Origin of the sequence: Bellilinea caldifistulae (genome assembly GCF_001306055.1) — a bacterium.
GTDB classification, from domain to species: domain Bacteria; phylum Chloroflexota; class Anaerolineae; order Anaerolineales; family Anaerolineaceae; genus Bellilinea; species Bellilinea caldifistulae.
This window is the reverse complement of sequence record NZ_LGHJ01000017.1, coordinates 1-23,750: the sequence shown is the minus strand read 5'-3', so window position 1 is coordinate 23,750 and position 23,750 is coordinate 1. Positions and strand designations below refer to the sequence as shown.

The window sequence follows — 23,750 nt, the reverse complement described above, 5'->3', positions numbered from 1 at the left end:
GATGACCAAATGGCTGCGTAATCTGGTCTGGATAGGGGCGTGCATCGGAATAGCAGCCTGTTCAACGGCTGCGCCGTCTCTACCAACTGCGGTCATTCAACCTCCACTGGTATCGCCGACGCCGGCGGTTGAACTTCGCCAGGTAGAAACTTTGGCGCCCCCATCCACCGAAGCTATTCGGTCAACCCCGACTTCGTCTCCTGCCCCGCCAAAAACAACCCATGAGGACTGGTTTTACCCCTCGCCGGATGGTCAATGGACGGTACAGGTCAGCACCATCTTTCCAGTTGCAGCCGATGGCAGGGTAAGCGGCGAAACTTACCGGCTTTCGCTGTCGGTGTTCCGCAAGGATGGCGGGTTGCGCTGGCCGATCCTCGATGAAGAACGCCCCTTTGGGCTGGGTTATACCTTACCGGCTCAATTCCACTGGAGCCAAGATGGAAGTCAATTTTTTTACACCGAGCATGGTATACCGGATGGTAGCCCGACCATCGTCGGATTTGATTGCGGTCTTTATCGCGTCAATTTGCAAAACGGTGAAAGAACCCAACTAACCGGTGAATGCGGTTTGTTGCGGGCGGCGGGGGACGTTGAAACCTTTGCTGTTTTGCAGGGTGGCCGTCTGGTCATTCACAGTTTGTCGGGGGAGGTTCTCCGCGAAATTGCCTTCACAAACTTACTGCAGCTGGATCAAGGAGATAACTGGCAGGCCGGCGGGTTGGTCTGGGCGCCCGATAACAGCCGGCTGGCTTTTGGCATTTTGGGCAATATTCAACAACCAGCGGAGATGCAAACCTCATTTGTGCTGGTTGACCTGATCAGCGGTGTGGTGCGTTATATTGTCGAAAATCGGCAGGGTCAATACCTGCCAGTTTCCTGGGATGAGGGCGAAACCCTGTTGATTCAGGATCAATTCGGTTTGCGCTACCGGCTGAACATTCGCACCGCTGAAATTAGCCTTTCTGATTGAAGCGTCTCTTACCCAATCAGGCGACGCGGCAGCAGGTTTTTCAACCAGGGACCACTGGAGCGTCCCCTCCCCACAAAGCGGTTGCGTTCATCAAACACCAACCAGACGGCGGGAGGATTAGCGGCGGAAACCGGCAGGGGAACATCCTTGCCTTTCAGCCATTCGTCCATCATTTCATTCGGTAGGACTAATCGTCCGGCGTGAAAGAGATTGAAAAAACGATTGACCCATTCATGGGCGGGCTGCCAGCCATCGGGGGTTTCTTCCAATACCTTGAGACCCAGCATTTGACACGGCAGTTCGTTGAATCTTTCCAGAAAAGCAATGGGAACGGCAAAAACGGAGGTCTGGCTGTGCCACAGTTCTAAGCGATAGGTTTCCAGTACGCTGAGCAGGTCAAAAGCGTAGGTATTTTGTAGCCAGTGGGTGATCTCTTGCAGGTTTGAGCGGTTGAGCGGCTCCTGACCGGTTTCGCGCAGGGGGCGGGCAGGTGGCGGTTCGATGGGTAATTCAACTTCACCAGTGCGGGTTAAGCGGGCCGCAAAAAAACCGGATGTCGAAAAGCGATGTGGCCAGAGGCGCAGGGCGTTTTGTACCTGCGGATGGAAGACTTGACCAAACGCATTGGCGAGTGCTGGGGCAGGGGCGGGGAGCCGGTCGGTGACCGGGTTGATTTGAACACTGAACGGCAGGCGGCGGATAATCTCATCCAGAACGGCTTCGTCTTCTTGCGGAGCGAGGGTACAGGTCGAGTAGACCACCTGACCGCCGGGTTTGACCGCTGCCAGGGCGGAGAGGAGCATTGCCGTTTGGCGGCGTGCCAGATGGGATTGCTCGCGCTGAGAGATGCTCCGCATCGGATGCGATTCGGTCGGTCGGAGGGATTGCATGCTGCACGGTGCATCCAGCAACACCCAATCGAAGGTGGCCGGAAACCAGCGCCCAAACTTTTCGGCTGGAAAGCGGGTGACAGCGGTATTGACCGTCCCCCAATTTTGCAGCACCAAACGCAGTGGGGTGATCCGTTCGAGTCCGGCATCGTTGGCCAGTACCAACCCGCGGTCAAGGGTGCGGCTGATCAGGTGGGTGGTCTTTCCCCCGGGCGAAGCGGCCAGGTCAAGAATCAGCGGGTAGGGAGACGCTGGCAGGTCGAATAATTCTGCCGGAAGCATCGAAGCCGCATCCTGAATGTAGTAGTGCCCCAACCGGTGTTCCAGGGTCTGGCTGAGCGGTGTACGCGCCTGGCGAACCTGCCAGCCGGTTGGGCAAAACACTACCGGCTGGACCTCCCAACCGTACCAGTTGCACCAGTCTGCAACGGCTTGCGGCGAAGTTTTGAGTGGGTTGATCCGAAAGGCGGGCAACAGCGGGCGCTCCAGCTCTTCGAGCAGGGCTTGAAAATCCTCCGGCGCAAGCAAGGCGCGGAATTGTTCCAGCGCCGTCTCTCGTGCTGAAATGGCAGGGTAGGGAGCGGTTGAGGAAGTTTTTTTACGACGGCTCATGTTTTTTGAATACAGAACACCAACTCGTTCTCAAAACGGATTTCTGTGACCTCCCAGGTTTGACCGCCAAGGATGGACTGCATCAACCTGCGTTGACGATCTTCTAAATCACGGGTGCCTTTCAGGCTGCTGATTGGCAGTGATACCAGCAGCCAGCGAACGCGCAGGGCTTGAAAGAAAGGCAAACAGGCCCCGCGGCGGCGTTGTTCAAAACGGTGGGCTTCTTTGAAAAACAGGGCAACTTCGGCTTCTATCTGCGGAGGATTGACCAAAATATCCTCGTGAATGGCAGAACCGCGGCAGCCGCTCCGTTGAAAAAACTGGTTGATCAAATCAACGCGCGGCCGGTGCAGATCATAGGCGAAATAGCGGGTCAAGGTGGGCAAGCCCATCCACGGCAGGGCAAACGGTTGCATTCCACAAGCCAGGTCAAGGAGTGTCTGGGGTAGTCCGGTGATTTTCCACAAACGGGAGTAAAACTCATCGAGGAGCGGAATCCGCTCACGGGTGGAGGCGTGACTGGCCAGCATGGACAGGCAGAATTCTCGGACAGATTGTGGGCTTCCGTCGGTAAAAGCAGCCTCCAGGGCTTTTTGGGCGGTGGTGTAGTCTGGATCGCCAAGGTAAGGGGCAACGATGTTGTGGAGTTTACGGCGAACGGCTTTCAACGCCTCACTGGAAGAGGAATGACGGGACAGCTCCTCCACAATCAAATCGCGCAGGAGGGCATCGGGTAAATCCAGCGAGCGATACTTTCGAATGGCGCGCAGCATTCCAATCCATTTGCGAATTTCATCTTCAGAAACAGAAGCAGTTTTATTCATCCCGTCTGACAATTCCTTGATTCCAGGCGTAAACGGCAGCCTGGGTGCGGTCGGCCAGGTGCAGTTTGGAGAGAATGTTGCTCACATGGCTCTTGACTGTTTTTTCGCTGATGAACAGAACTTCGGCAATCTCGCGATTGGAAATGCCGCTGGCGATCAGGCGCAGAATTTCCAACTCACGGTCACTCAATTCTGAAAACGGGTTGATGGTTTCGCTGCGTATGCCCTGTACTTCCTGCACAAGCCGGGCTGCAACACGCGGATGAAGAACGGCTTCACCCCGCGAAGCTTTTCGAATGGCATCAACCAGTTCGGCGGGTTTGGTGTCTTTCAAAATATACGAGAGCGCTCCGGCCCGAACAGCCGGAAAAATATGTTCATCCTTGTAATAAGAGGTGAAAATGATGACCTGCGTATGAGGGCTGATGGCTTTTACCCGGCGGGTCGCCTCAACCCCGTCCATATCCGGCATGATCAGATCCATCAGCAGGACATCCGGCACGCTATGGGGGAGTAACTTAAGCAACTGCGCCCCATTTTCAGCCTCACCGATGATTTCGATGTCTTCCTGTGTTTGTAGAAAAGCGATCAAACCCTGCCGAACAACGGCGTGGTCATCCACAATAATTACCGTAATTGGGTTGGGCGTTTTATCCATTGAGGATTTCCTCATTTCGCGGTTCAAGTTTGATCGGAACGGAGGCGCTGACCGTTGTTCCCTGTCCGATGCTGCTTTCAATCTCCAGCCGACCGCCAATTTCTTCCACCCGGTCGCGCATGCTTTTCAAACCAAAGCCGGAAGAACCTGACCGGCTGAGGTCAAAGCCGCGGCCATTGTCCTGAATTCTCAACATGATCTGGTGCGAGTCGCAATCAAGAGAAACGTTGACATGGGTTGCACTGCTGTGGCGGATGACATTGGCAAGGGCTTCCTGCACTATTCGGAAAAGGGTTAATTCCTGACTGAATGTCAGCTGGAGGTTTTCGGTGTGAGTGAAGTCCACGACAATTTGATTTTGCTGTTGCCATCGTTGCAGGTAATCTTTCAATGCACCGGGCAGGTTCTTTTGGTGCAGCATCGCCGGACGAAGTTCTAATATCACATTGGTGAGTTCCTGCTGAGCCTGCACTGCAAGATCCTCGGCTCTTTGAAGGGTCTGTTGGGCAGCCTGAGGTTCGGTTGCGATCAGCACTGCAGCGGTGTTCAGCTGCAAGATGGCCGCAGTCAGATTTTGCTTAACCGAATCGTGCAGGTCGCGGGCGAGCTGATTCCGTTCTTCCATGGCAGCTAACTGCTGACGGGTTGACATCAGGGTTTCCAGTTCCGCAGCCATTTGATTCAATTGCCTGCCGAAGCGGGCAATTTCATCCTGAGCAAGGTCGTTGATGCGGGGCTTGAAGTTGCCGTTTGCCCATGCCTCGGTGGTGTTTCGCAAATGGTCAAGCCGGCTTTCCAGCCAGCGTGCGGTTAAAAAACCGAACAACGTTCCTACCAGCACAGCCGGAATGATCAGCACCAGCAGAGCCTGTCCTGCCAGTTGAAGGAGACCGGGAAGCATCTGGCTGGCTGATGAGCCGGTAAACAGATCCGGCATGGTGCGAGAAAGATATACATTCAGCGCCAGGAAGCTCCACCAGGCTGCCATTAAGATTGCCGCCAGGGTGACCAGCGTGAAACTCAGGGTCAGCCGCCAGCGCAGACGGTTCAGAAAACGATTCGTAAATTGTTGCCAGCGGCTGTGCAGGTTCATCGTGGGTTATTGAGGCATGGTTTGTATGCCAACCGGCATGAAGAACAGAAAAGCAACCGCTACCAGCACACAAATGACAACCCCAATGGCGAGTCCTATCCATCCCATGATGATGCCGGCGCGGGCAAAATTCTCACCTGTGTAAAGTTCTGGTTTTTCCAGAATTTCCTTTTGAGCCATTTTGCCGGCGATCAATGCCCCAATTGAGCCGACCAACGGTAACACGCCGATCAGCCCAAGAATACCAAGCACCAGGCCAACAATGGCGAGAGGATGAGAGGAAACATGTTCAATTTGCGGGGTTCTTTCCATGAGATTTTTTCTTTCGTATGAGTGTGCAGACAAGTTTATTTTAACCTTGTTTTTTTATCTTTTTGGGAAAACGGGATCCAGGAATGGGTTTTGGTCATCTCCAACGAGGGATAAACACAGGAAATTTCCTCAACCCATTCCCGTTCATAGGTCAGCCCGTCATTAGCGGAAGATCGTCGTCGCAGGAAACATGAAGAGTATGCCAAAGGTGAGGATCACGATTGGCAGCACAATCCCAATCCATCCGAGGATGATCGCCGTTTTGGCAAGGCTCTCGCCGTTGTAGAGGTGGGAATTCTCGCGTATCTCGCGACGTGCCATGTACCCGGTCACAATGCCGGCGATACTTCCGATCAGAGGGAGGAAGCTGAAACCGCCGGCGGATAGAACCAGGCTGGCAATTGCCAGTGGATTGGTCTTGAGTGTATTTCTGATTTCGACTTGGTTTTCCATGATTGTTTCTCCTTGTGGTTTGATGACCCTATCATAGCCGAGTCCTTTCGGTGTGCCATCCGTCCCGAAATGGATTGCGGCTAGGTCTGCAGGATGAATCAGGCAGGGGAAAGCAGGAAAACCAGTTCACCGGGGAATTCAAAAGACCGCAATTGTACCGCCCAACCGCGAATCAGTTCCTCAAAGTGCTGGCGGTAGTGCTGGCGCATCCCTTTGCCGCGCCCTCCCAGACTGTGAGCCGGAAACGAAATCAGCCAGTATTTTGCGGGAATGCCGTGCAGCAAACGTGTGGCGATGGTCTTATCCAATTGCTCCAGACAGGGGATGGATTTGAGCAGGAAAGCCACCTGAACCGACTGTTGAGGCAGACTGCGGGTCAGGTCGCAAAGGGTTGCCTGCCCATGGATGCCAAAATGGTTGAAAAATTGCTGTAAAAAGTTAATCTGGTCGCTGTAAATGTCGCAAACGTAAATTTGGGTAGCGGGGTTGACCGGCATCCACGGTAGAGCCAGCGGGTTGAGCCCACAAGCCAGATCGAGGATGGAATGAATGGGCTGAAGACTGGTGAGGGTTTCCGCATAAAACCGGTCGAGGATTGGAAGGCGTTCGCGGGTGGAGGCGTGCAGCGCCATCATTTGTCGGCAAAATTCTTTGACCTGGGGATGATGCAGGTCACGGGGCAGGATTGCAAGGCGTTCGCCCCAATTCGCATAGTCTATTGGCTTTTCCAGATAAGCCCCGCCAACCTGATGAAGTTTATTGCGCACAGCCTTAATCAATTCACGCGGCTGGTGAATGCTGCTCTGATAGCGTTCAATTAACCCGCGAATCAAGCCGGGGTCTATGGCGGCGTAGCGCGGGTTGGCCTGTACGGCGCGAATCAGGGCATCAATGTCCACCGGCTCAGGCATGGGAATTCAGGCGGATGCGCTCGGTCAGCTGGGTCATAAAGCGCAAATTATGGATGGTTGCCAGCCTTAAAAAGAGGCTGTCGTTGATCTTGAACAGGTGGCGTAAGTAGCCGAGGCTATATTGCTGGCAGGTCGGACAGTCGCACCACTCGGAGATGGGGCGGCTGGATCGCATGTGGCGTTCGTCGTTGATGTAGAGGTATTCCAGCCAGTTGCCGTTCAATCCGCCATCCTGTCCGGGAGGATTGGTGAAGGTGTACAAACGGCCATGACGGGCATCACGGGTTGGCATGGCGCAGTCGAAAATGCTGTAACCCAGCTGCCAGCCGGTTACCACGTTGTGCGGATGCCCAATTCCCAGGGCGTGGAGGGGATACTGGGCTGGGACTAACTGGCGGGTATATTCGAGAATCTCGCTCAGTAGACTTCCGGAAGAGTCCAACGGCCAACCGCCGAAGCCGTAGCCATCAAAACCAATTTCTAACAGGGCATCGGCGCATTGACGGCGCAGGTCAAGTTCGCCTCCGCCCTGAATGACCGCAAAAATGAGCGGTCTCTGACCTCCGGTCAGTTTCTTTTGTTCCATCAAACGATCATATTCGCGCCGGGCGCGCTTGGCCCAGGCAATGGTGCGCTGCACAGAGAGTTCCTGCTCGCTGCGGGGCGCTTCCACATGGGTGCAATCATCCAGACAGATGACCACATCGCTGTCATAGCCGATTTGCAGTTGAACGCTCTTTTCCGGTGTGAGCAGGAATTTACGCTGGCCGCCTTCCGGCTGAAAGGTGATTCCGCGTTCGTCCATTTTGCCGAAGCGCGGATTTTGACGGATGAGCGAATAAGCCTGAAAACCACCCGAATCGGTAAAGATTGGGCGATCCCAGTTGCTCATCCGGTGCAGGCCGCCCAAAGCCTGAATCACGCTGGAACCCGGCTTTTGCATGAGGTGAAAGGCGTTCATCATCAGAGCCGGAATACCGCAGGCGCGCAGGTCACGCGAATCGACTGTACGCACTACCGCCAGAGTTGCGTCCGGCAGAAAGGCGGGAAAGTCAAGATGACCATGGGGAAGTTGAAGTTTCATTAAGGTTTGGTTATCTTTTTGCTAAATGGAATTGTTGTCTTGACACGTGGAGTATAATCAATGATACCATTAGTTGAAGTGGAGGAAATGCGAATGAAAGAAATCGAAACCATTTCGGAAGAGGAGTTTGAACAACGGGTACTTGGCACGGAAAAACCGGTACTGGTTGAGTTCGGGGCGGTCTGGTGCGGTCCCTGTAAGCGACTGGAACCCGAGCTTGCCCGCCTGAGTCAGGAATGGGGTGACCGTCTGGAAATTTTATCGGTGGATGTGGATGAGGCTTCAGACCTTGCCATGCAGTTCATGGTGCTGAGTGTGCCGACCCTGATCCTGTTCCAAAACGGCGAGGCCGTCAAGCGGATGAGCGGTTTTCAGCCCTTGCAACGCTTGAAAGAAACCCTTGAGCCGTATCTGGTTGTACATCCGCAGGATTGATGCGGTTGGGATGCGAAAAGACTGCCCCTCAGCGGGCAGTCTTTTTTATTCCAATGGCGCTTTTCCGGTAGAATTAACCAAATAGGAGGAGGAAGCAGATGAGTAACGCAAAGCGCAGGCAGCCCTACGGATTTTGGCCCAGCATCATCAGCGCGCGGCGCATGGCCCAGCGCGCCCGGCTGGAGGATGTTCAGTTTGGCGGCAATGGATTGGTCTGGCTGGAAAACCGCGGAAAGCAGGGCCAGCTGGTCTATCAACCCGGAGGTAGCGCCCGCCGCGATTTGCTCTTCGAGCATTCGGCGCGCGGTGGGGTGGGTTACGGCGGCGGGGAATTTACTGCCAGCGGGGACAGCCTGTATTTTGTCCAGCAGGGCCGCCAGATCATGCGTTACGATTTCGAAACGGCTGCCGTTCGAGCTGTGACGCCAGCCTGGGGGGCGTTCAGCGCACCGGCGCCTTCACCGGATGGCCGCTGGCTGGCTTTTGTTCATGAGGATGGGGATCGGGCTGCATTAGGTTTGGTTGAGTCCAACGGCGGCTGGCCAATTCTCCTGGACAGCCGGGCGGATTTTTACATGCAGCCGGCCTGGTCGCCGGATGGAAATGCGCTGGCGTGGGTGGAATGGGAGAACCCGAACATGCCCTGGGATGCCACGAGGGTGGTAATGGCACGGCTGGCAGGAGAAGTGCCGCAAGTTGCCGAAAAGGTGATGATTGCCGGCGGGCACGAAGAGGCGGCCTTCGCCCAGCCGTGCTTTTCGCCGGATGGCCGCCGGCTGGCCTACCTTGCTGCGCAGGGGGAGTGGGATGATCTGATCGTGTTGGATCTGAGTAGCGGTGAAAAGCGGCTGGTTTACGCGGCGCAGGGTTTTCACCTCAGCACGCCGGCCTGGGTGCAGGGACAGCGCACGCTGGCCTGGCTGCCTGACGGTAGACGGTTGCTGGTGATTCGCAACCGCGCCGGGCTGGCAGAATTGTGTGAAGTGGAAGTCGAAAGCGGCGCGGTGCGGGTGATTCCCACCGCACCTTATACATGGCTGCGCCAGTTGAGTGTTCACCCACTCAGCGGTGAAATTGCCTTGCTGGCATCCTCACCGCGCCTGGCCGAGCGAGTTTTGCGCTGGGATGGAAGCCGCTGGCAGGAGATTGCCTGTACGGATGCGTGGCTGCTGCCGGAGACGTGGTTTGCCGAGCCACAAGCCATTGAATGCAATCTCCCGGATGGGGGTCGGGTTTACGGCTGGTTTTACCCGCCGCAGAATCCGCAGGTGCAAGGCGAAGGTCTGCCGCCGCTCATCGTTCACGTCCATGGCGGGCCGACCTCGGCGGTGGTGCTGGATTTTCCACGCGAAGCGGCTTACTTCACCAGCCGCGGCTACGCCTGGCTGGAGGTCAATCACCGCGGCAGCAGCGGTTACGGGCGCACGTACCAGCAGGCTTTGAACGGTCATTGGGGCGAGGCGGACGTAGTGGACACGGTCAGCCTGGCGCGTTTTCTGGCTCAGCAGGGCCGGGTGGATGAACAGCGCATGGCGGTGATGGGCGGCAGCGCCGGCGGTTATACCGTGCTGAATTGTCTGGTACGCTACCCGGGCGTGTTCAAAGCCGGGATTGCGCTTTATCCGGTAGCCGACCTGATTGCGCTGGCGCGTGAAACGCACCGCTTTGAGCGCTACTACACCGATCGCCTGATTGCGCCATTTCCGCAGGCGGCCGCGCTCTACCGCAAGCGCTCGCCGCTCTTTCAGGCTTCACAAATTCGCGATGCGCTGGCGATCTTTCAAGGTGAGGAAGATAAGGCTGTACCGCCCGCGCAAAATCAGGCGCTGGTCGAACGTCTGCGCGGATTGGGTGTGCCGCACCTCTTCCGCCTGTACCCCGGCGAAGGGCATGGCTTTCGCGCTCCGGAGACGATTGAGGACTTCTACCAGCAAACCGAGCGCTTTTTGCAGGATTATGTGTTATTCAGCTAAAAATTGAATTGTTCTTTCTGCCGGGCGAGTTGTTCTTGAAGGTACGCCAGCCCGTTTTCCAGCGGGAGGGTGACTTTTTCTTCCTCACCGCGAGGTTTAATTTCCACCGTTCCATTTTCAAGCGTGCGCTTCGAAACCGTGACGCGCAGGGGAATGCCGATCAGGTCGGCGTCGTTGAATTTGACACCGGGGCTTTCTTCGCGGTCGTCATAAAGCACTTCCAGACCGGCTGCCTGCATTTGCTCGTAGAGCCGCTCGGCAGTTTGCCGGGCGGCTTCGCCGTCCTTACCGCTGAGCAATACGAGATGAACCTGATACGGAGCGACCACCGCCGGCAATTTGAGGCCTTTTTCGTCGTGATAGGCTTCGGCCAGACAGCCAATCAGCCTTCCCACCCCGATGCCGTAGGAGCCCATCACTACCGGTTTGACCTGCCCGTCTTCGTCCTGAAAGGTGCATCCCATCGCTTCGGAATAAGCCGTGCCGAGTTGGAAAATGTTGCCCACTTCGATGCCGCGCTCGGCGCGCAGGGGCGCCTGACAGTGCGGACAGGGATCGCCCTCTCGCGCGGCGGTGAGATCGGCCACCAGCGGCGTGGTATAGTCCCTGCCGAAGTTGACATTCCGGAGGTGATAATCTTCCTCGTTGGCGCCGGCTACCAGATTGGGGGAATGGGGTATAAGGTCATCCACCACCACCAGTAAGTCATGCAGTCCAACCGGGGAGGCAAATCCCGGCACCGCTCCGCTGGTGCGGATTTCTTCTTCAGTTGCCGGGCGCAGGTCAACTGCGCCGATCAGGTTAGCCAGTTTGGTCTCGTTGAGTTCCATATCCCCGCGCACGATGACCATCACCAGCCGTTCTTGAGACTGCTTGTTTTCGACAAGGGTGGCGGTCAGAAAGACGGCTTTGGCGGTTCTGGATTCGGGGATGCCCAGAAAACGTGCCAGCGATTCGATGGTGCGCGTATGCGGCGTGTGGACTTTCTCCACAGGCAGGGCTTCTTCCTGCGGTGGCTGCGGTTTGGCAAAACGGGCTACCTGCCGGTTAGCAGCATAACCGCAGGCATCGCACAGCATCAGCGTATCCTCGCCAATCGGGTTGAGGTACATGAATTCGTGCGAGCGTTTGCCGCCCATCATGCCACTGTCGGAGGCAACGGCAATCACCGGCAGCCCAACTCGCCGGAAGATGCGCAGATAAGCCTCATAATGCGCCTGATACTGCTTTTCCAGCCCCGCCCAGTCAGCATCCAGCGAGTAGGAGTCTTTCATGATGAACTCGCGCACGCGGATCAATCCGGCACGCGGGCGGGGATCATCGCGGAATTTGGTTTGAATCTGGTAGATCAAGCGCGGCAGTTGACGGTGAGAGCGGATTTCGCGGCGCACCAGATCGGCTACCGATTCCTCGTGGGTCATTGCCAGCACCAGATCGCGTTCGGCTCGGTCTTTGAAGCGCGCCATTTCGGCTCCAATGCGGTACCAGCGTCCGCTTTCCTTCCAAATCTCGGCTGGTAGCACCACCGGCAGACTGACTTCCTGCCCGCCAATGGATTGCATTTCTTCGCGCAGGATGCGCTCAATTTTGCGTTGAACGCGCAGGCCGAGTGGCAGCGCAGCAAAGATGCCTGCAGCTACTTGTCGGAAATATCCGGCGCGTAATAAACAGGCATAACCGGGCGATTGGGCTTCCGCGGGGGATTCCCGCAGGGTCTGGCTGAACAGTTCGGACAGGCGCATGGGGTTCCTTCCTAAACTCCAGGTGTTTATTCCCAATCGTCGGGTTCAAGGTGAACGTAGGCGCGATCAATTTCGGGCATGGCTTCTAATCTGGCGATGATTTCATCGGTAATCCGGTGCGACTCGGTCAGGGTGGTGTTGCCATCCACGTTGACATGCAGGTCGGCAATCAGGCGCGGCCCGGAGTAATCGGTCATCAGGTGATGGACACGCAGCACGCCCGGTACGGAGGAGGCTTCCTGAATGATCCGCTGGCGCAATTCCTCCGAGGCGCCAGCACCGGTAAGGAAGTTGAGATTTTCGCGGGCAGCCAGAAAAGCGGCGCGGAAGATCCAGATAGCCACCAGAAAACCAGCAATCGGGTCGGTGATCGGATGGATCAGTTTGGAGCCAAACGCTCCCACGAAGGCGGCACTGGAGGTCAGCACATCGCTCAAGTTGTCTTTAGCAGCGGTGTTGAGGGTCGGGCTGGTCAGTTTGCGGGCCGTGTTGCGGATGAAGAGGTACATGCCCACTTTAACGGCTGCGCTGAACAGCAGGGCAATCGTCGGTAAGCCAGGTTCAATTGCCAGACCGCCCTGTTGAAAGCGGATAAAGGAGGCACGCAGGGCTTCATAACCGGCAAAAGCCATCGAGAACGAAATCAGTGTGCCGACCAGCGGCTCGAAGCGGCTGTGGCCCTGTGGGTGTGAAAGATCGGGCGGTCGTTGAGCCAGATACAGCCCCAGCACCATCATGACGGAATACAACACATCCGAGATGGAGTTAGCCGCATCCGAGTAGAGGGCAACCGAACCGGAAAAGTAAGCCGCCAGACTTTTTACGGCTGCCAGCAGAACGTTCCCACTGATGGTAACCAGTAATGCCGACCGGTACAAACCGTTTTCGGTGGGTTGTGGTGTGTAATCGCGTACCCAGCGCATACATTCTCCATTATATTAAAAATAACCTCAAAGATGCTCATGCCCCTACCGGATGAACCGGTTTGCACCTTTGAGGCTGTCGTTATCATGCCGAAGGCTGCGTGCTCCGCCAGCGAAAATTAGTTTACCATAAAACAGGCTGCATCAGTACATCTCTTTTTAGTGATATATGTAACGATCATGCCGAGCTACTTCAACAAGTCGGTAGTAAACGCCTTTTCAACCTCTACCGCCGGAAGGATGCCCTGCTGTACCAGCAAGTCGGCCAAAGCCGACCACTGCTCCTGGGTTTGCCAGCCGTAGCCGTACTGTTCGGTCAGCGGGGATTTCGCATCGCCAAGTTCGGTTTCCAGCATGTAGCGCATGTGCTGCGGATCGGCCTGCGGGCCGGTGTACTTCAGCACAATCTCTACTGCCTCGTCGGGGTGCTGCTCGGCGTAGCGGATGCCCTCCAGGGCGGCTTTGAGAAAGCGGCGCAGGGCTTCCGGTTGTTCTTGCAGGATGGTTTCCGTAGTTACATAGGTCAGGCCAAGGGTCGGCACGTCGTAATCGGCGGCTTCCCAAAGAGTTAATTCATACCCCCAAGAGCGAATCAGGTAGGGTTCGTTGGACTTGAAGACCGGGTAGACATCTACCTTGCCCTCGGTGAGGATGCGCGGGTCAAAGCCAACATTGACCAGCGAGATTTTCTCTGGATCGGCGCCGGCAGCTTTGAGCAGGGCGAACAGGTCGGGCGGGGGAGTGCCCTTGTATCCGACCGTACGCCCTTCCCAGTCTTTGGGCGTTTGAATGCCGGAGGAAGCCAGGGCGGCGTAGGCTTGCTGACCGCGCTGTCCGATCAGCGCAATCGAAACCAGTGGCAGACCCGGGTCGGCGCGGCGTTGCAGCAGCACCGCGGCATCCTGGGTGGTCACCTGAATCTTGCCGGCGGTAAGCAGTTGGAGATGCTCACCCTGGCCGGCGGAATGCTCAATGGTTACTTCCAGTCCTTCGCGTTCAAAAAAACCTTTTTCTTTGGCAACATAAGCCCCCACGAACGGTAAATTGGCCTGCGGTTTGTAACCAGCCATAAAAGTCAGGGCAACTGGCTCAGGGGTTGGTGAGGGCTGCGGGGCTGCAGGAGTGCAGGCGGAAACCAGCAGAAAGAGAACGAGGAGCAGAGAAAGGGAAGTAAAGCGTTGCATGTTCACCTCTCAAGGTTCGGGATGGGATTGCCAGAAGATGATTCGTCGTTCCAACCAGACGGTCAGGCGATAGAGTGACATACCAGCCGCGGCGAGGATAAAAATGGCTGCAAACAGAAAAGGAAGGTTTAAGTTGGTGTAGGCCAGCCACATTACCCGCCCCAACCCGCCGGATGCGCCGGTCCACTCGGCTACCACCGCGCCGATCAACGCCAGCGGAGCGGAAATTTTAAGGGCGGCAAACAGGTAGGGGAGGGCGTTGGGGGCACGCAGGTAACGAAAGACCTCCCCGCGCGAGGCGTGCCAGGAGTGGAATAACTCCAGATGGTGATTTTCGGCCTTCTGGAGACCGCTGAGGACGTTGACCAGCACCGGAAAGAAGGTCAGCAGTGCAGTGATGATGATTTTGGGCAGAATACCAAACCCCAGCCAGATGGTCAGTAGCGGGGCAATTGCGACAAGAGGGGTGGATTTAAGCAAGATGGCGAGCGTCATGACCCCCTCTTCCAAACCGGGCATCAGCGTCAGTAGCGAAGCAATCAACACCCCTGCCAGCAGGCCGATCAGCAGGCCGGCGAACGCCTCGCCCAGGGTCAGCAGGCTGGCCTGGGCGTAGAGTTGCGGGTGTTCAAACAGGGTTTGCAGGATGCGGCTGGGGGCCGGCAGCAGATAGACTGGAATTTGCGACAGGCTGACGGCGGCTTCCCAAACCAGCAGGAAGAACAGCACAATCAGCACGGCTATCTGACCGCCGCCCGGCTGCGGTTTCTTCATGCGGCTGCCTCCACCGCCTGATTGAGGGCTGTCCGTACTTCGTACAGCAGATTTTGAAAGGCGGGTGTATCTTCGCGACGCGGATGCGGCAGAGCCACGCTGAAATCGGCAACCATCTGGCCGGGGGCTGGCGAAAGGACGATTACTCGTTCGGCCAGGCGAAGGGCTTCGTAAATATTGTGGGTGACCCATAAAACGGTGGGCTGGGCCGGCTGCCACAGATCGAGCAGCATGGCAGCCAGTTGTTCACGGGTGATTTCGTCCAGAGCAGCAAAGGGTTCGTCCATCAGCCACAGGCCAGCGTTTTGAATCAGCAGGCGGGCCAGCGCAAGGCGCTGCTGCATACCGCCGGAGAGGGTAAAGGGGTAGGCACGGGCGGCATTTTCCAACCCAACCCGCTGGAGGGCCTGTTGAACGCTCATTTGATGGTTGAGACGGGTTGCCAGCAGTTTACGAGCCAGCGCAATGTTGCCTTCCACTGTCAGCCAGGGTAGCAGTGCCGGACTTTGCGCCAGCCAGGCGACCTGCCGGGCGGCGTTGGCTTCCGCCGGGGTTTTGCCATCCAGAAGGATACTGCCGCTGGTCGGCTGAAGCAGGCCGGCGATCAGCCGCAGCAGGGTGGACTTTCCGCATCCGCTCGGTCCAATGATGGCAGCGAATTGCCCGCTGGGGATGTGTAAATCAAGATTAAGGAGCGCCGGGCGAGGTTGAGGGGTAAAAAAGGTATGGTTGAGGGCGGCGATTTCGACCTTCATGGAGCAGTAACCTCATCTTTGGGCGATTGGGCAGTTAGCAGACCTTTCCAGCCGCGCAGGGTTTCGGGAATGATTTGAAAGACCTGTTGAATCTGTTCAGTGGAAGGGGCGAGGGCGGCTTCACCGAGGTAACGCTCGGAAAGGCGGCGTAAAAGGTCGTTCAATTGCGGGTCGTCCTTACCAAGAGGCAGAGGAAAGGCTTTACCGCGGGCAGAAACCCGGCGCAGCGGCGGCCAGGGTTCGTCAATTGTCAGCGAGGCTTCCGGGTTGTTGAGCAGGTATTCAGCCCACAGCGAACCCCGCCAGGCGATCAGGTAAAAAGCCTTGCCGTCCCACTCCTGCCAGACCGGGATGACATGCGGCTTGCCGTCAGGACGCAGGCAGGCCAGCCGCGCGGTCCAGGGCCCCTGTAAAAAGCGGCGGATTTCCTGAGGATTCAGGGGAGCTTCGGCGGGCAACTGGCCGGGCTGCTGAACCTGATAGGGGGTGTAGGTGGCAGCCCCAAGACGGTAGGAGAGCCGCGCAGCCAGAGCGCGCAATTCGGCCAGCCATTGTTGGACGAGGGTCTCTTCCGTCCAGCGAAAGGCTGGCGCACTGAGCAGCAGGGCGGCTTGAGGATGAATCCCGTCCGGGCAAACCGGTAGAGCCAGTTCGATAATCTCGTTTGAGCGTTTCAGCGAATAGCCGTTGCGCAGGACCGAGACCGCTGGCGGCGATTGGAAGATGTCTTCGGCAGGGCTGGGGATGCCAATCACTTCTCCAACCGGATAGGCACTGCGGACGGTTTGGCGGCTTTCGACCTGTGCCAATGTCAGCACACCTGGAGCGGCAGGCACCGTGATGAGCAGGGTTTCCGAGCAGGGGTGGTGACGGACTTCCTGATAGAAAGCATCCATCAGATTTTGGTGAAACTCGCTGCTGGTGGTGCGCCAGGCGGCTAAACGAGATCCGGCTCGATAACGCCCGCGCCGTTCGCTTTGTTCGAGGTAACCGGCGTTTTTTAGGGTGCGCAGCAGCAAGAACAATGCGCCGCGAGAAATCCCCAAATGAGGCAGAATTTCCTGGGGGGTCAATCCCTCAGAATGGTTGAGGAATAATTCAACCAGTTTGAGGGTGCGTTCGGCGGTAGAAACCAGCGAGTCCTTTTGAAAATTATTGTTCATATATTTATACTCAGGTATAATTTTATGAACCTTTATTGAATTGTCAATGGTCTTTGGGTAAGAAAAACGGCCGTTCTGGCATCTAAAAAACAAACAGGATGTAATTTTACGGAGAAATTACCATGTCGCTCAAATTACTGGATGCCATAAAGAGCCGCCCGGCGGTTTTGGTCATGATTTTGATCATTACTTTGCTGGGACTGGTACTCCTGTTGCCAAAGCCGAATTATCCGGAGGTGGCCGATCGGCGCCTCCTGGATGACCCCTTTTTGGGCAACCCGGATGCGGCGATTGTCTTGATTGAATATGGGGATTACGCCTGCGAAGTCTGCCGCCTGTGGCACCGCGCTCAGGTGCGCGAGGGGCTGTTGCAGCGTTACCCCGATCAGGTGCTGTTCATCTGGCGGGATAACGCCAGACGAAGTACGGCTTCTATCAAAGCCGCCGAGGCCGGTCAGTGTGCCCATAACCAGGGGCGTTTTTGGGAGTACCATGACCTGCTGTATGAGCAGGATGCCGGACTGGGAGTGGAGGCATTGAAAGGGTATGCTTCCCGGCTGGGTCTGGATATGCCGATTTTCAATCAATGCCTGGACGAGAGTCAGATGCGCCGCAAGGTGGAATTTGACATGCGCCGGGCTGGTGAAAATGGCTTCAGCGTTACCCCGGCCTTCTGGCTGAACGGTGAAAAAATCTTCGGGCCGCCTTCTCTGGCTTATTTGAGCGAAATCATCGAGGGTCAACTGGCCATCCGCCGGCCTTGACCCCAGCCAATAGACGATAATTTGTATGACAATTATCCGACGCTAAAATTACAAGTGTTATTGACTGAGGTTTTTGGATTGGCTATAATAAAAGTACTTCACCCTACAGTTTCATAAGGCAATACCATCAATATCCACACAATGTAGTTGTAAAACCCGTCCAGCAGGTGTAAAAACCTTGCGGGTTGTTTTGTTTCCATTCCTCTCAAATGAGTCAACCTTGCCCGGAGGACTGGAAACCTTCCGTTAATCCCAAATTTTTATTAGGAGCAGACCAGATGAAACTTACCCCCCAACTCCCGTATCCGTTGACACGTTAACGATTGACATTGGCGAAGTTGAGGCAATTTTGCAGGGTTATCCCATGCAATTACCGCCATGGCCGGAAGCGACTTTCCAACTCAAAGACGGCCGCACCCTTTACCTGCGCTCAATGACCGAGGATGACATCCCCACTCTGCTCGGTTTCATGGAACGGGTGATGAAGGTCGAAAAAGATTTTTATGACATTGTCGGTGTGCGCGTCTATGGCGAAATTCTGGCGGTCAAACGCAAACGCATCAAGGATGCTTTCACTATTCTCGGTTTGATTGACGGTGAATTTGTTGGTTTTGCCAACGGACGTTTCTGGAACAAAGACCTTGCTATCAGTCTGCACACGATGGCCTTTTCGCGCCGCGGACGGGTCGGCTGGGCAATGTACTACGCCAAAACCTACTACGCCATGGAAATCTGCAAAGCCAAGGAGTGGTGGTCAACTTTCGAAAGTTACAATGGCTGGCGGATGGCCGGTTTGGCAATGGCGCAACCCACCAAACCGTGGCCGGAATACCAGCATGAACTGGGCGGCGCCAAAGTCTTCTACGTCAATCAGGATCACTGGAATATCCAGCTTAAGCAATATCTGGTAGATGCGGTCGGTAATGACCTGAACTTCGATGTGCCGGAAGAAGTGCGCAAGGCCAACGCGGTACTGCGCGTGCCGGAAACTCTTGAACTTTAAAGTTGCTGGGTGTAGTGTGCCGGTCTGACCTGTTCCAAAAACGGGTCAGACCGGTTGAAACAGTCATCATGATGAAATTACCCCAATTGACTCGATTATCCTGAAGTGCTATACTCAATTTGTCAGTTGTCAAACATTTCTTTTCCCGGCCAGAACTCTGCCGAGTTTTCCTCTACCCATACAAAAGCTGAAACCCAAAAGCGAAGCAAAACATCACACCAAAAGGCATTCCCTTTTCAGGCACAGACTGAAAATGGATTTTCAAATTACTTTTACCAGCCAAAATCAACCGACAGGAGCTTATTTCTGTTCGGTTATTTGGATGATTCCAGGAATAGGAGTGAAACATGAGCGTGATTAAAGCCGAAATTCGCAGCGGTGTTTACTACGATTCAGCCGTTTTGATGCAGCTGCAGCGGTCACTGGCGGACTTGCCCGGTGTCGAAGACGCCGGCGTGATTATGGGTACCCCTACGAACAAAGAATTGCTCGTTCGGGTCAATCTGGTAACCACCGAGGTGGAACAGGCCAAGGAAAATGATCTGGTGATTGTGGTGCGAGCTGGCGATGAACGGGCTGCCAGTGATGCCCTCCAACGAGTGGACGAGCTGCTCTCGGCGCGCAAGTCCAGCATCCAGCAGGATTACCGGCCGCGCAGTCTGGAAGGCGCCCAGAGTATGATGCCGGATGCCAACTGGGTGTTGATTTCGGTGGCTGGCCGTTATGCCGCCGGTGTCGCCCGCGAAGCATTACGGCTCAACAAGCACGTTTTCCTCTTCAGCGATAATGTACCCGTTGAAGAGGAAATTTCTTTAAAAGCGGAGGCAGCTCAGAAGGGTCTGCTCGTCATGGGTCCGGACTGCGGTACTGCGATGATTAATGGCATCGGTCTGGGTTTCGCCAACAAAGTCCGGCGCGGGCCGATTGGTGTGGTCGCAGCCGCCGGCACCGGTTTACAGCAGGTAGCCTCCCGCATTGACCAGCTGGGTGGCGGTATGACCTTTGGAATTGGCACGGGCGGGCGGGATCTCTCCGAAAAAGTGGGAGGCGTGACCTTCCTGATGGGGCTGGATGCTCTCAGCCGTGACCCGGATACCAAAGTGATTGTGCTGGTGTCCAAGCCGCCTTCCCCCAAAGTGGCTGATCAGGTGCTGCGGGTGGCGCGTAAGGCCGGTAAACCGGTAGTGGTCAACTTTATTGGACGTACCCCGATTTCGCGGCGGGTGGGGAATTTGTTTTTTGCCTCCGGGCTGGATGATGCAGCCGCGCTGGCAGTTGAGCTTGCTAAAAGCCCGCCCGTGCTGGAGGTCGAACCGGATCTGAAACTGGAACGATTTGCCCCCGGCCAAAAATACCTGCGGGGTCTGTTTTCCGGCGGCACACTGGCTTACGAGGCCCAGCACCTGCTGACCGAATATGTGCCAAAAGTGTATGCCAATGCGCCCATCAACAAGGAGAACAAACTCAAAGACTCGCTGGTGAGCGTTGAGCATACCATTGTAGACCTGGGCGAAGACGAGTTCACGGTCGGCCGCCTGCACCCGATGATGGATAACGACCTGCGTATTCGGCGTTTGATGGAGGAGGCGAATGACCCCGAGGTGGCGGTGATTTTGATGGATGTGGTGATTGGTTTCGGTTCGCATCCCGACCCGGCCAGCGAACTTGGCCCGGCGATTGCCGAAGCCAAAGCCAAAGCCAAAGCCGAAAAAGCCGGGCGCTATCTGGAAGTGGTGGTCGTTTGCACAGGTACGGAGGAAGACCCGCAAAAACTCAGTCATCAAATCCGCCAGTTGAAACAGGGCGGAGCGTGGGTGGAAACCAGCAATGAAGCCGCCGTACGCTATGCCGGTCAAATTATCCAGGCGCTCAACCAGCCGCTGGATGAAGCGCAGTCGTCGGCTGCACCGGTGGATTTGGAAATACTTAAAAAGCCGGTCAAAGCCTTCAATGTCGGGCTCGAATCGTTTGCCGAAAATCTCACCGCTCAGGAAACCCCTGTTATCCAGGTAGATTGGCGGCCACCGGCTGGTGGTAACGAAAAACTGGCCAGCATTTTGGAGCGGATGAAAAAACTTTCCGCCAGTTGAGATGATTTGACAGAATCACCCAGAAAATTTTTTGGAGGAGGATCATGATCAATATTGAAGATGCCAATAGAAAAGCGGTTGAAAATATGATGGAAGCCCGGCCGGTGGTGGTTGGGGTAGCCCCAGCCAAAGAAGTCATTCCCGGCATGACCGATGATCTTTTACTGCACGCTGGCCCGCCAGTGACCTGGGAGCGGATGGCTGGCCCGATGAAGGGCAACATGATCGGCGCCCTGCTGTTTGAGGGCAAGGCTAAGGATGCTAAAGAAGCCGAAGCCATGCTGGCCTCCGGTAAGTTCAAATTCGCCCCGTGTCATGATTACGCTTCGGTGGGCCCGATGGCGGGAGTGATTTCGCCTGAAATGATGGTTTACATCGTTGAAGATCAGGTATTTGGCAATAAAGCCTTTTCCGGGCTCAACGAGGGGCGCGGCAAGGTGATGCGGATGGGTGCTTACAGCGAGGATGTCATTCAACGCATGCGCTGGCTAAACGAGGTGTTTGGCCCAACGGTGGATGCTGCCTTGAAAAACAGTGGCGGCGTTGATCTGCGCTCCCTATTGGGCAAGGCGCTGCACATGGGTGATGACGGCCACAACCGGCTTGATGCGGCTTCAATTTTGTTTACCACTGTGCTGGCACCGCATGTTTCGAAAGTTGCTAAGAACTCTGATATTGCCTTCGATGTGTTGAAGTTCATGGGCGAAAATGCGCTCACTATCTTGAACCCCGTGATGGCAGGCTGTAAAACCGCTTCAATGGCCGCCCATGGCGTCGAAGGCAGTACGGTTGTGTCGATTATGGGACGCAATGGTACAGATTTTGGTTTGAAAGTCAGCGGTTTGGGCGACCGCTGGTTTACCGCACCCGCCCCGCATGTAAAAGCCCTGTATTTTGCCGGCTTTACCGAGAAAGACGCCAACCCCGACATTGGCGATAGTGTGATCACTGAAACAACCGGTATCGGCGGTTTTGCCATGGCAGCCGCCCCGGCGATTGTGACTTTCATCGGCGGTACAGCGCAGGATGCCATTCGCACCACATTGGATATGTACGAGATTACTACCGCCGAGCATAAATACTACACCATCCCCTATCTGGATTTCCGCGGCACACCCACCGGCGTGGATATCCGTAAAGTGGTGGAAAAACAACTTCCGCCGCGTGTCAATACGGGTGTAGCCCACAAAGATCCCGGTGTTGGCCAGGTTGGCGCGGGTGTGGTGAGTATGCCCATGTCGGCATTTGAGGATGCTTTGATCGCCTTTGCCGACAAGTACGGCATCTAAACCTTTTGATCAGGAGTGGAGGGAAAAAATGGATCGTGAAAAGTTTGTCAAAATGATGGCGGAAGCCAAATTATATGATCTGACTCAGGGATGCAGTATCTTCACACCGCCTTTCCCCGGCGATAAAGCCCTGGAAGTTCATTTCTTCAAACGGGTAACCGGCGCGTATGGCGGCGGAGCTGGCGCTAACGGTCAGATTTTGAACTGGTCGAACACGGTTGGCACCCATCTGGTCGGTGAAACGGCCTTTCATTCCGGCGGGCGGGCAATTTCCGACATCCCCTTGAGCGACCTGTGCGGTCAGGGTGTGGTAGTGGATATTTCCGACATGGTTTCGGATTACAGCCTCTACACCCCGGAAATGATCATGAAGAAAGCCGATGTGCGCAAAGGCGATATTCTGATCATCAACACCGGTTATCACCGCTACTCATGGGACCAACCGGATGTGTATAACCCGAACGCTCAAGGCGGGGTTGAATCCAAAGAGTTTGGTTTCCTGGTACGGCATCCCGGTCCCTCACCGGAGTTCTTCCAGTGGGCGCTGGACATGAAGCTGAAGTGGATCGGTGTGGATTGCGGTTGCGCCGAACACCCGATGAACACCCCCATCCGCCGGCTGCACGAAAACGAGTTCAAGAAGGCTGAAGCCAAATTGATTAAAGAATACGGCAAGACGTGGGATGAAATGTTCCCACAGGACTGGTACTATGAGATGACTCATATTACCCTGCCCAAGAATCATCTGCTGTTTGTCGAATCGATAGTCGGTGACATTGATAAACTCAAGAATCAGCGGGCATGGATTGCCGTGATGCCAATCCCCTTCATGGAAGTGGAAACCGCCTGGGCGCGCGTGGTGGCTTATCAACCGCCCGAGTGGATGGAAGAAAAAGAATTCTACGAGGCGATGGACCGCGCCCAGATGATTGACATGACGGTGCCGTTCTCGGTACGTTCGCCACAGTGGGCCAATTACGAGCCGCTGACGGTCAAGTACTTCAAGCGGGTTGGCGGCGCTCACTACGGCATGGCGCGCAACGGCTCGATCTGCAATGCCTCGATTCACCTCGCAACCCACATGGATGGCGAAAAGCACTTTTACCCGAACGGGCGCACCATTGGTCAGGTGCCGCTGGAAGAGTGGGTCGGCCCGGGTGTGATTGCCGATATTTCCGGCATGGTCAGCAATTCCAGCGTGTATTCGCCAGAGATGATCGAAAAGGTCGTTGAAGTGCGCGAAGGCGATATCCTGATCATCAAGACCGGCTGGTATAAATACGGCTGGATCAGCCCGGATTCGGACGAGTTCCGCTACATGATCAAGCACCCCGGCCCCTCCGCTGATTTTGCTCAATGGGCTGCCGAAAAGAAAATCAAATGGATTGGTGTGGACTGCGTTGCTGCCGACCACCCGATGAACACCATTCAGCGTATCTGGCATCCCAAGACATTTGAAGAAGCCAACGAAAAACTCAAACGCGACTTCGGTAAGTCGTGGGATGAAATGTTCCCGCTCGATCAGTACTATCAAGACATGCACCTCAATCTCTTCCCCAAGAAGATCGTGCATGCCGAGAACCTTGGCTACCAGATTGCGGATGCTCCCAGTGGACGCTACTACATTGGCTGTTTTGTACAGAAAGCCATGGAAGCCGAATCCATGTGGGGCCGCTTTGTGGCCTTCAAGGAAGGTTAAGCTCGAAAACTGGCAGCCCTCAGAGAGAGTTGAAAAATCAAGCGTAATACGCCGAGCAGACTGTTTGAGGGGTGGAAAAGCCGCACTCGATGGGGTATCCACCCTAAAACAAAGGGGCTGTGTATCTTGATTTGACCTCTTCACCTCCA

The 23,750-nt window shown here is 55.6% G+C and carries 22 protein-coding genes; 8 read left to right on the top strand and 14 right to left on the bottom strand.

The features are described 5' to 3' along the window. The first annotated feature begins 1 nt into the window (after position 1). Positions 2-970: a hypothetical protein gene (locus AC812_RS11250; protein ID WP_061918503.1), complete on the top strand. Its 969-nt coding sequence runs from the start codon at positions 2-4 to the stop codon at positions 968-970. A gap of 8 nt (positions 971-978) precedes the next feature. On the opposite strand, the gene AC812_RS11245 is transcribed toward AC812_RS11250, so the two are convergent. The 8 genes from AC812_RS11245 to tgt all read right to left on the bottom strand — a co-directional run bounded on the left by AC812_RS11245 (position 979) and on the right by tgt (position 7,807). Continuing rightward, a complete protein-coding gene (locus AC812_RS11245; RefSeq protein WP_061918501.1) occupies positions 979-2,472 on the bottom strand; it encodes a hypothetical protein in 1,494 nt (497 codons plus the stop codon). Further along, a complete protein-coding gene (locus tag AC812_RS11240) occupies positions 2,469-3,296 on the bottom strand; it encodes a class I SAM-dependent methyltransferase (protein ID WP_061918499.1) in 828 nt (275 codons plus the stop codon). Before AC812_RS11240 ends, AC812_RS11245 begins: the two co-directional genes overlap by 4 nt. After that, complete coding sequence (locus AC812_RS11235; protein WP_061918497.1) at positions 3,289-3,954, bottom strand: response regulator; 666 nt, start codon at positions 3,952-3,954, stop codon at positions 3,289-3,291. The genes AC812_RS11240 and AC812_RS11235 overlap by 8 nt, the downstream gene beginning before the upstream one ends. Further along, a complete protein-coding gene (locus AC812_RS11230) occupies positions 3,947-5,047 on the bottom strand; it encodes a HAMP domain-containing sensor histidine kinase (RefSeq protein WP_061918495.1) in 1,101 nt (366 codons plus the stop codon). The genes AC812_RS11235 and AC812_RS11230 overlap by 8 nt, the downstream gene beginning before the upstream one ends. A 6-nt stretch (positions 5,048-5,053) precedes the next feature. Beyond that, the gene (locus tag AC812_RS11225) at positions 5,054-5,359 is read right to left on the bottom strand and encodes a DUF4190 domain-containing protein (RefSeq protein WP_061918493.1); all 306 of its coding nucleotides are present in this window, start codon (positions 5,357-5,359) and stop codon (positions 5,054-5,056) included. 162 nt (positions 5,360-5,521) lie between these two features. Next, positions 5,522-5,812, bottom strand: a complete 291-nt coding sequence (locus AC812_RS11220; RefSeq protein WP_061918491.1) for a DUF4190 domain-containing protein — start codon at positions 5,810-5,812, stop codon at positions 5,522-5,524. 98 nt (positions 5,813-5,910) lie between these two features. Continuing rightward, a complete protein-coding gene (locus AC812_RS11215; protein WP_061918489.1) occupies positions 5,911-6,723 on the bottom strand; it encodes a class I SAM-dependent methyltransferase in 813 nt (270 codons plus the stop codon). Beyond that, entirely contained in the window at positions 6,716-7,807 is a 1,092-nt protein-coding gene (tgt, locus tag AC812_RS11210) for a tRNA guanosine(34) transglycosylase Tgt (RefSeq protein ID WP_061918487.1), read from the bottom strand. The genes AC812_RS11215 and tgt overlap by 8 nt, the downstream gene beginning before the upstream one ends. 60 nt (positions 7,808-7,867) lie before the next feature. Here tgt and AC812_RS11205 point away from each other — a divergent pair, with 60 nt between their 5' ends. Further along, positions 7,868-8,242 carry a thioredoxin family protein gene (locus AC812_RS11205; protein WP_201797727.1) on the top strand — a complete coding sequence of 125 codons (375 nt, stop codon included), beginning with the start codon at positions 7,868-7,870 and terminating at the stop codon, positions 8,240-8,242. Positions 8,243-8,340: 98 nt separating this feature from the next. Next, a complete protein-coding gene (locus AC812_RS11200) occupies positions 8,341-10,215 on the top strand; it encodes a S9 family peptidase (protein ID WP_061918485.1) in 1,875 nt (624 codons plus the stop codon). Here the strand turns inward: AC812_RS11200 and AC812_RS11195 are convergent. The 6 genes from AC812_RS11195 to AC812_RS11170 all read right to left on the bottom strand — a co-directional run bounded on the left by AC812_RS11195 (position 10,212) and on the right by AC812_RS11170 (position 16,756). Further along, the gene (locus tag AC812_RS11195; RefSeq protein WP_061918483.1) at positions 10,212-11,957 is read right to left on the bottom strand and encodes a proline--tRNA ligase; all 1,746 of its coding nucleotides are present in this window, start codon (positions 11,955-11,957) and stop codon (positions 10,212-10,214) included. The two genes, AC812_RS11200 and AC812_RS11195, sit on opposite strands and share 4 nt — an antisense overlap. A 26-nt stretch (positions 11,958-11,983) precedes the next feature. Further along, complete coding sequence (locus AC812_RS11190) at positions 11,984-12,880, bottom strand: cation diffusion facilitator family transporter (RefSeq protein ID WP_061918481.1); 897 nt, start codon at positions 12,878-12,880, stop codon at positions 11,984-11,986. A gap of 188 nt (positions 12,881-13,068) precedes the next feature. Continuing rightward, on the bottom strand, positions 13,069-14,064 hold the full coding sequence (locus tag AC812_RS11185) for an ABC transporter substrate-binding protein (protein WP_061918479.1): 996 nt from the start codon (positions 14,062-14,064) through the stop codon (positions 13,069-13,071). A 9-nt stretch (positions 14,065-14,073) separates the two neighbouring features. After that, complete coding sequence (locus AC812_RS11180; RefSeq protein WP_061918477.1) at positions 14,074-14,838, bottom strand: ABC transporter permease; 765 nt, start codon at positions 14,836-14,838, stop codon at positions 14,074-14,076. Further along, the gene (gene ccmA / locus AC812_RS11175; protein WP_061918475.1) at positions 14,835-15,593 is read right to left on the bottom strand and encodes a heme ABC exporter ATP-binding protein CcmA; all 759 of its coding nucleotides are present in this window, start codon (positions 15,591-15,593) and stop codon (positions 14,835-14,837) included. Before ccmA ends, AC812_RS11180 begins: the two co-directional genes overlap by 4 nt. Beyond that, entirely contained in the window at positions 15,590-16,756 is a 1,167-nt protein-coding gene (locus AC812_RS11170) for a pyridoxamine 5'-phosphate oxidase family protein (protein ID WP_061918473.1), read from the bottom strand. Before AC812_RS11170 ends, ccmA begins: the two co-directional genes overlap by 4 nt. 122 nt (positions 16,757-16,878) lie before the next feature. Here AC812_RS11170 and AC812_RS11165 point away from each other — a divergent pair, with 122 nt between their 5' ends. The 5 genes from AC812_RS11165 to AC812_RS18005 all read left to right on the top strand — a co-directional run bounded on the left by AC812_RS11165 (position 16,879) and on the right by AC812_RS18005 (position 23,601). Beyond that, the gene (locus tag AC812_RS11165; protein ID WP_061918471.1) at positions 16,879-17,520 is read left to right on the top strand and encodes a DsbA family protein; all 642 of its coding nucleotides are present in this window, start codon (positions 16,879-16,881) and stop codon (positions 17,518-17,520) included. 364 nt (positions 17,521-17,884) lie between these two features. Next, positions 17,885-18,523 (top strand): N-acetyltransferase, encoded by a 639-nt coding sequence (locus AC812_RS11160; protein WP_114676119.1) that lies wholly within the window; start codon positions 17,885-17,887, stop codon positions 18,521-18,523. Between the two features lie 347 nt (positions 18,524-18,870). Beyond that, on the top strand, positions 18,871-20,613 hold the full coding sequence (fdrA, locus tag AC812_RS11155; protein WP_061918468.1) for an acyl-CoA synthetase FdrA: 1,743 nt from the start codon (positions 18,871-18,873) through the stop codon (positions 20,611-20,613). Between the two features lie 44 nt (positions 20,614-20,657). Beyond that, positions 20,658-21,902 carry a YlbE family protein gene (locus AC812_RS11150; RefSeq protein ID WP_061918465.1) on the top strand — a complete coding sequence of 415 codons (1,245 nt, stop codon included), beginning with the start codon at positions 20,658-20,660 and terminating at the stop codon, positions 21,900-21,902. A gap of 28 nt (positions 21,903-21,930) precedes the next feature. Further along, positions 21,931-23,601: a cyclase family protein gene (locus AC812_RS18005; protein WP_201797726.1), complete on the top strand. Its 1,671-nt coding sequence runs from the start codon at positions 21,931-21,933 to the stop codon at positions 23,599-23,601. Positions 23,602-23,750 lie beyond the last annotated feature (149 nt).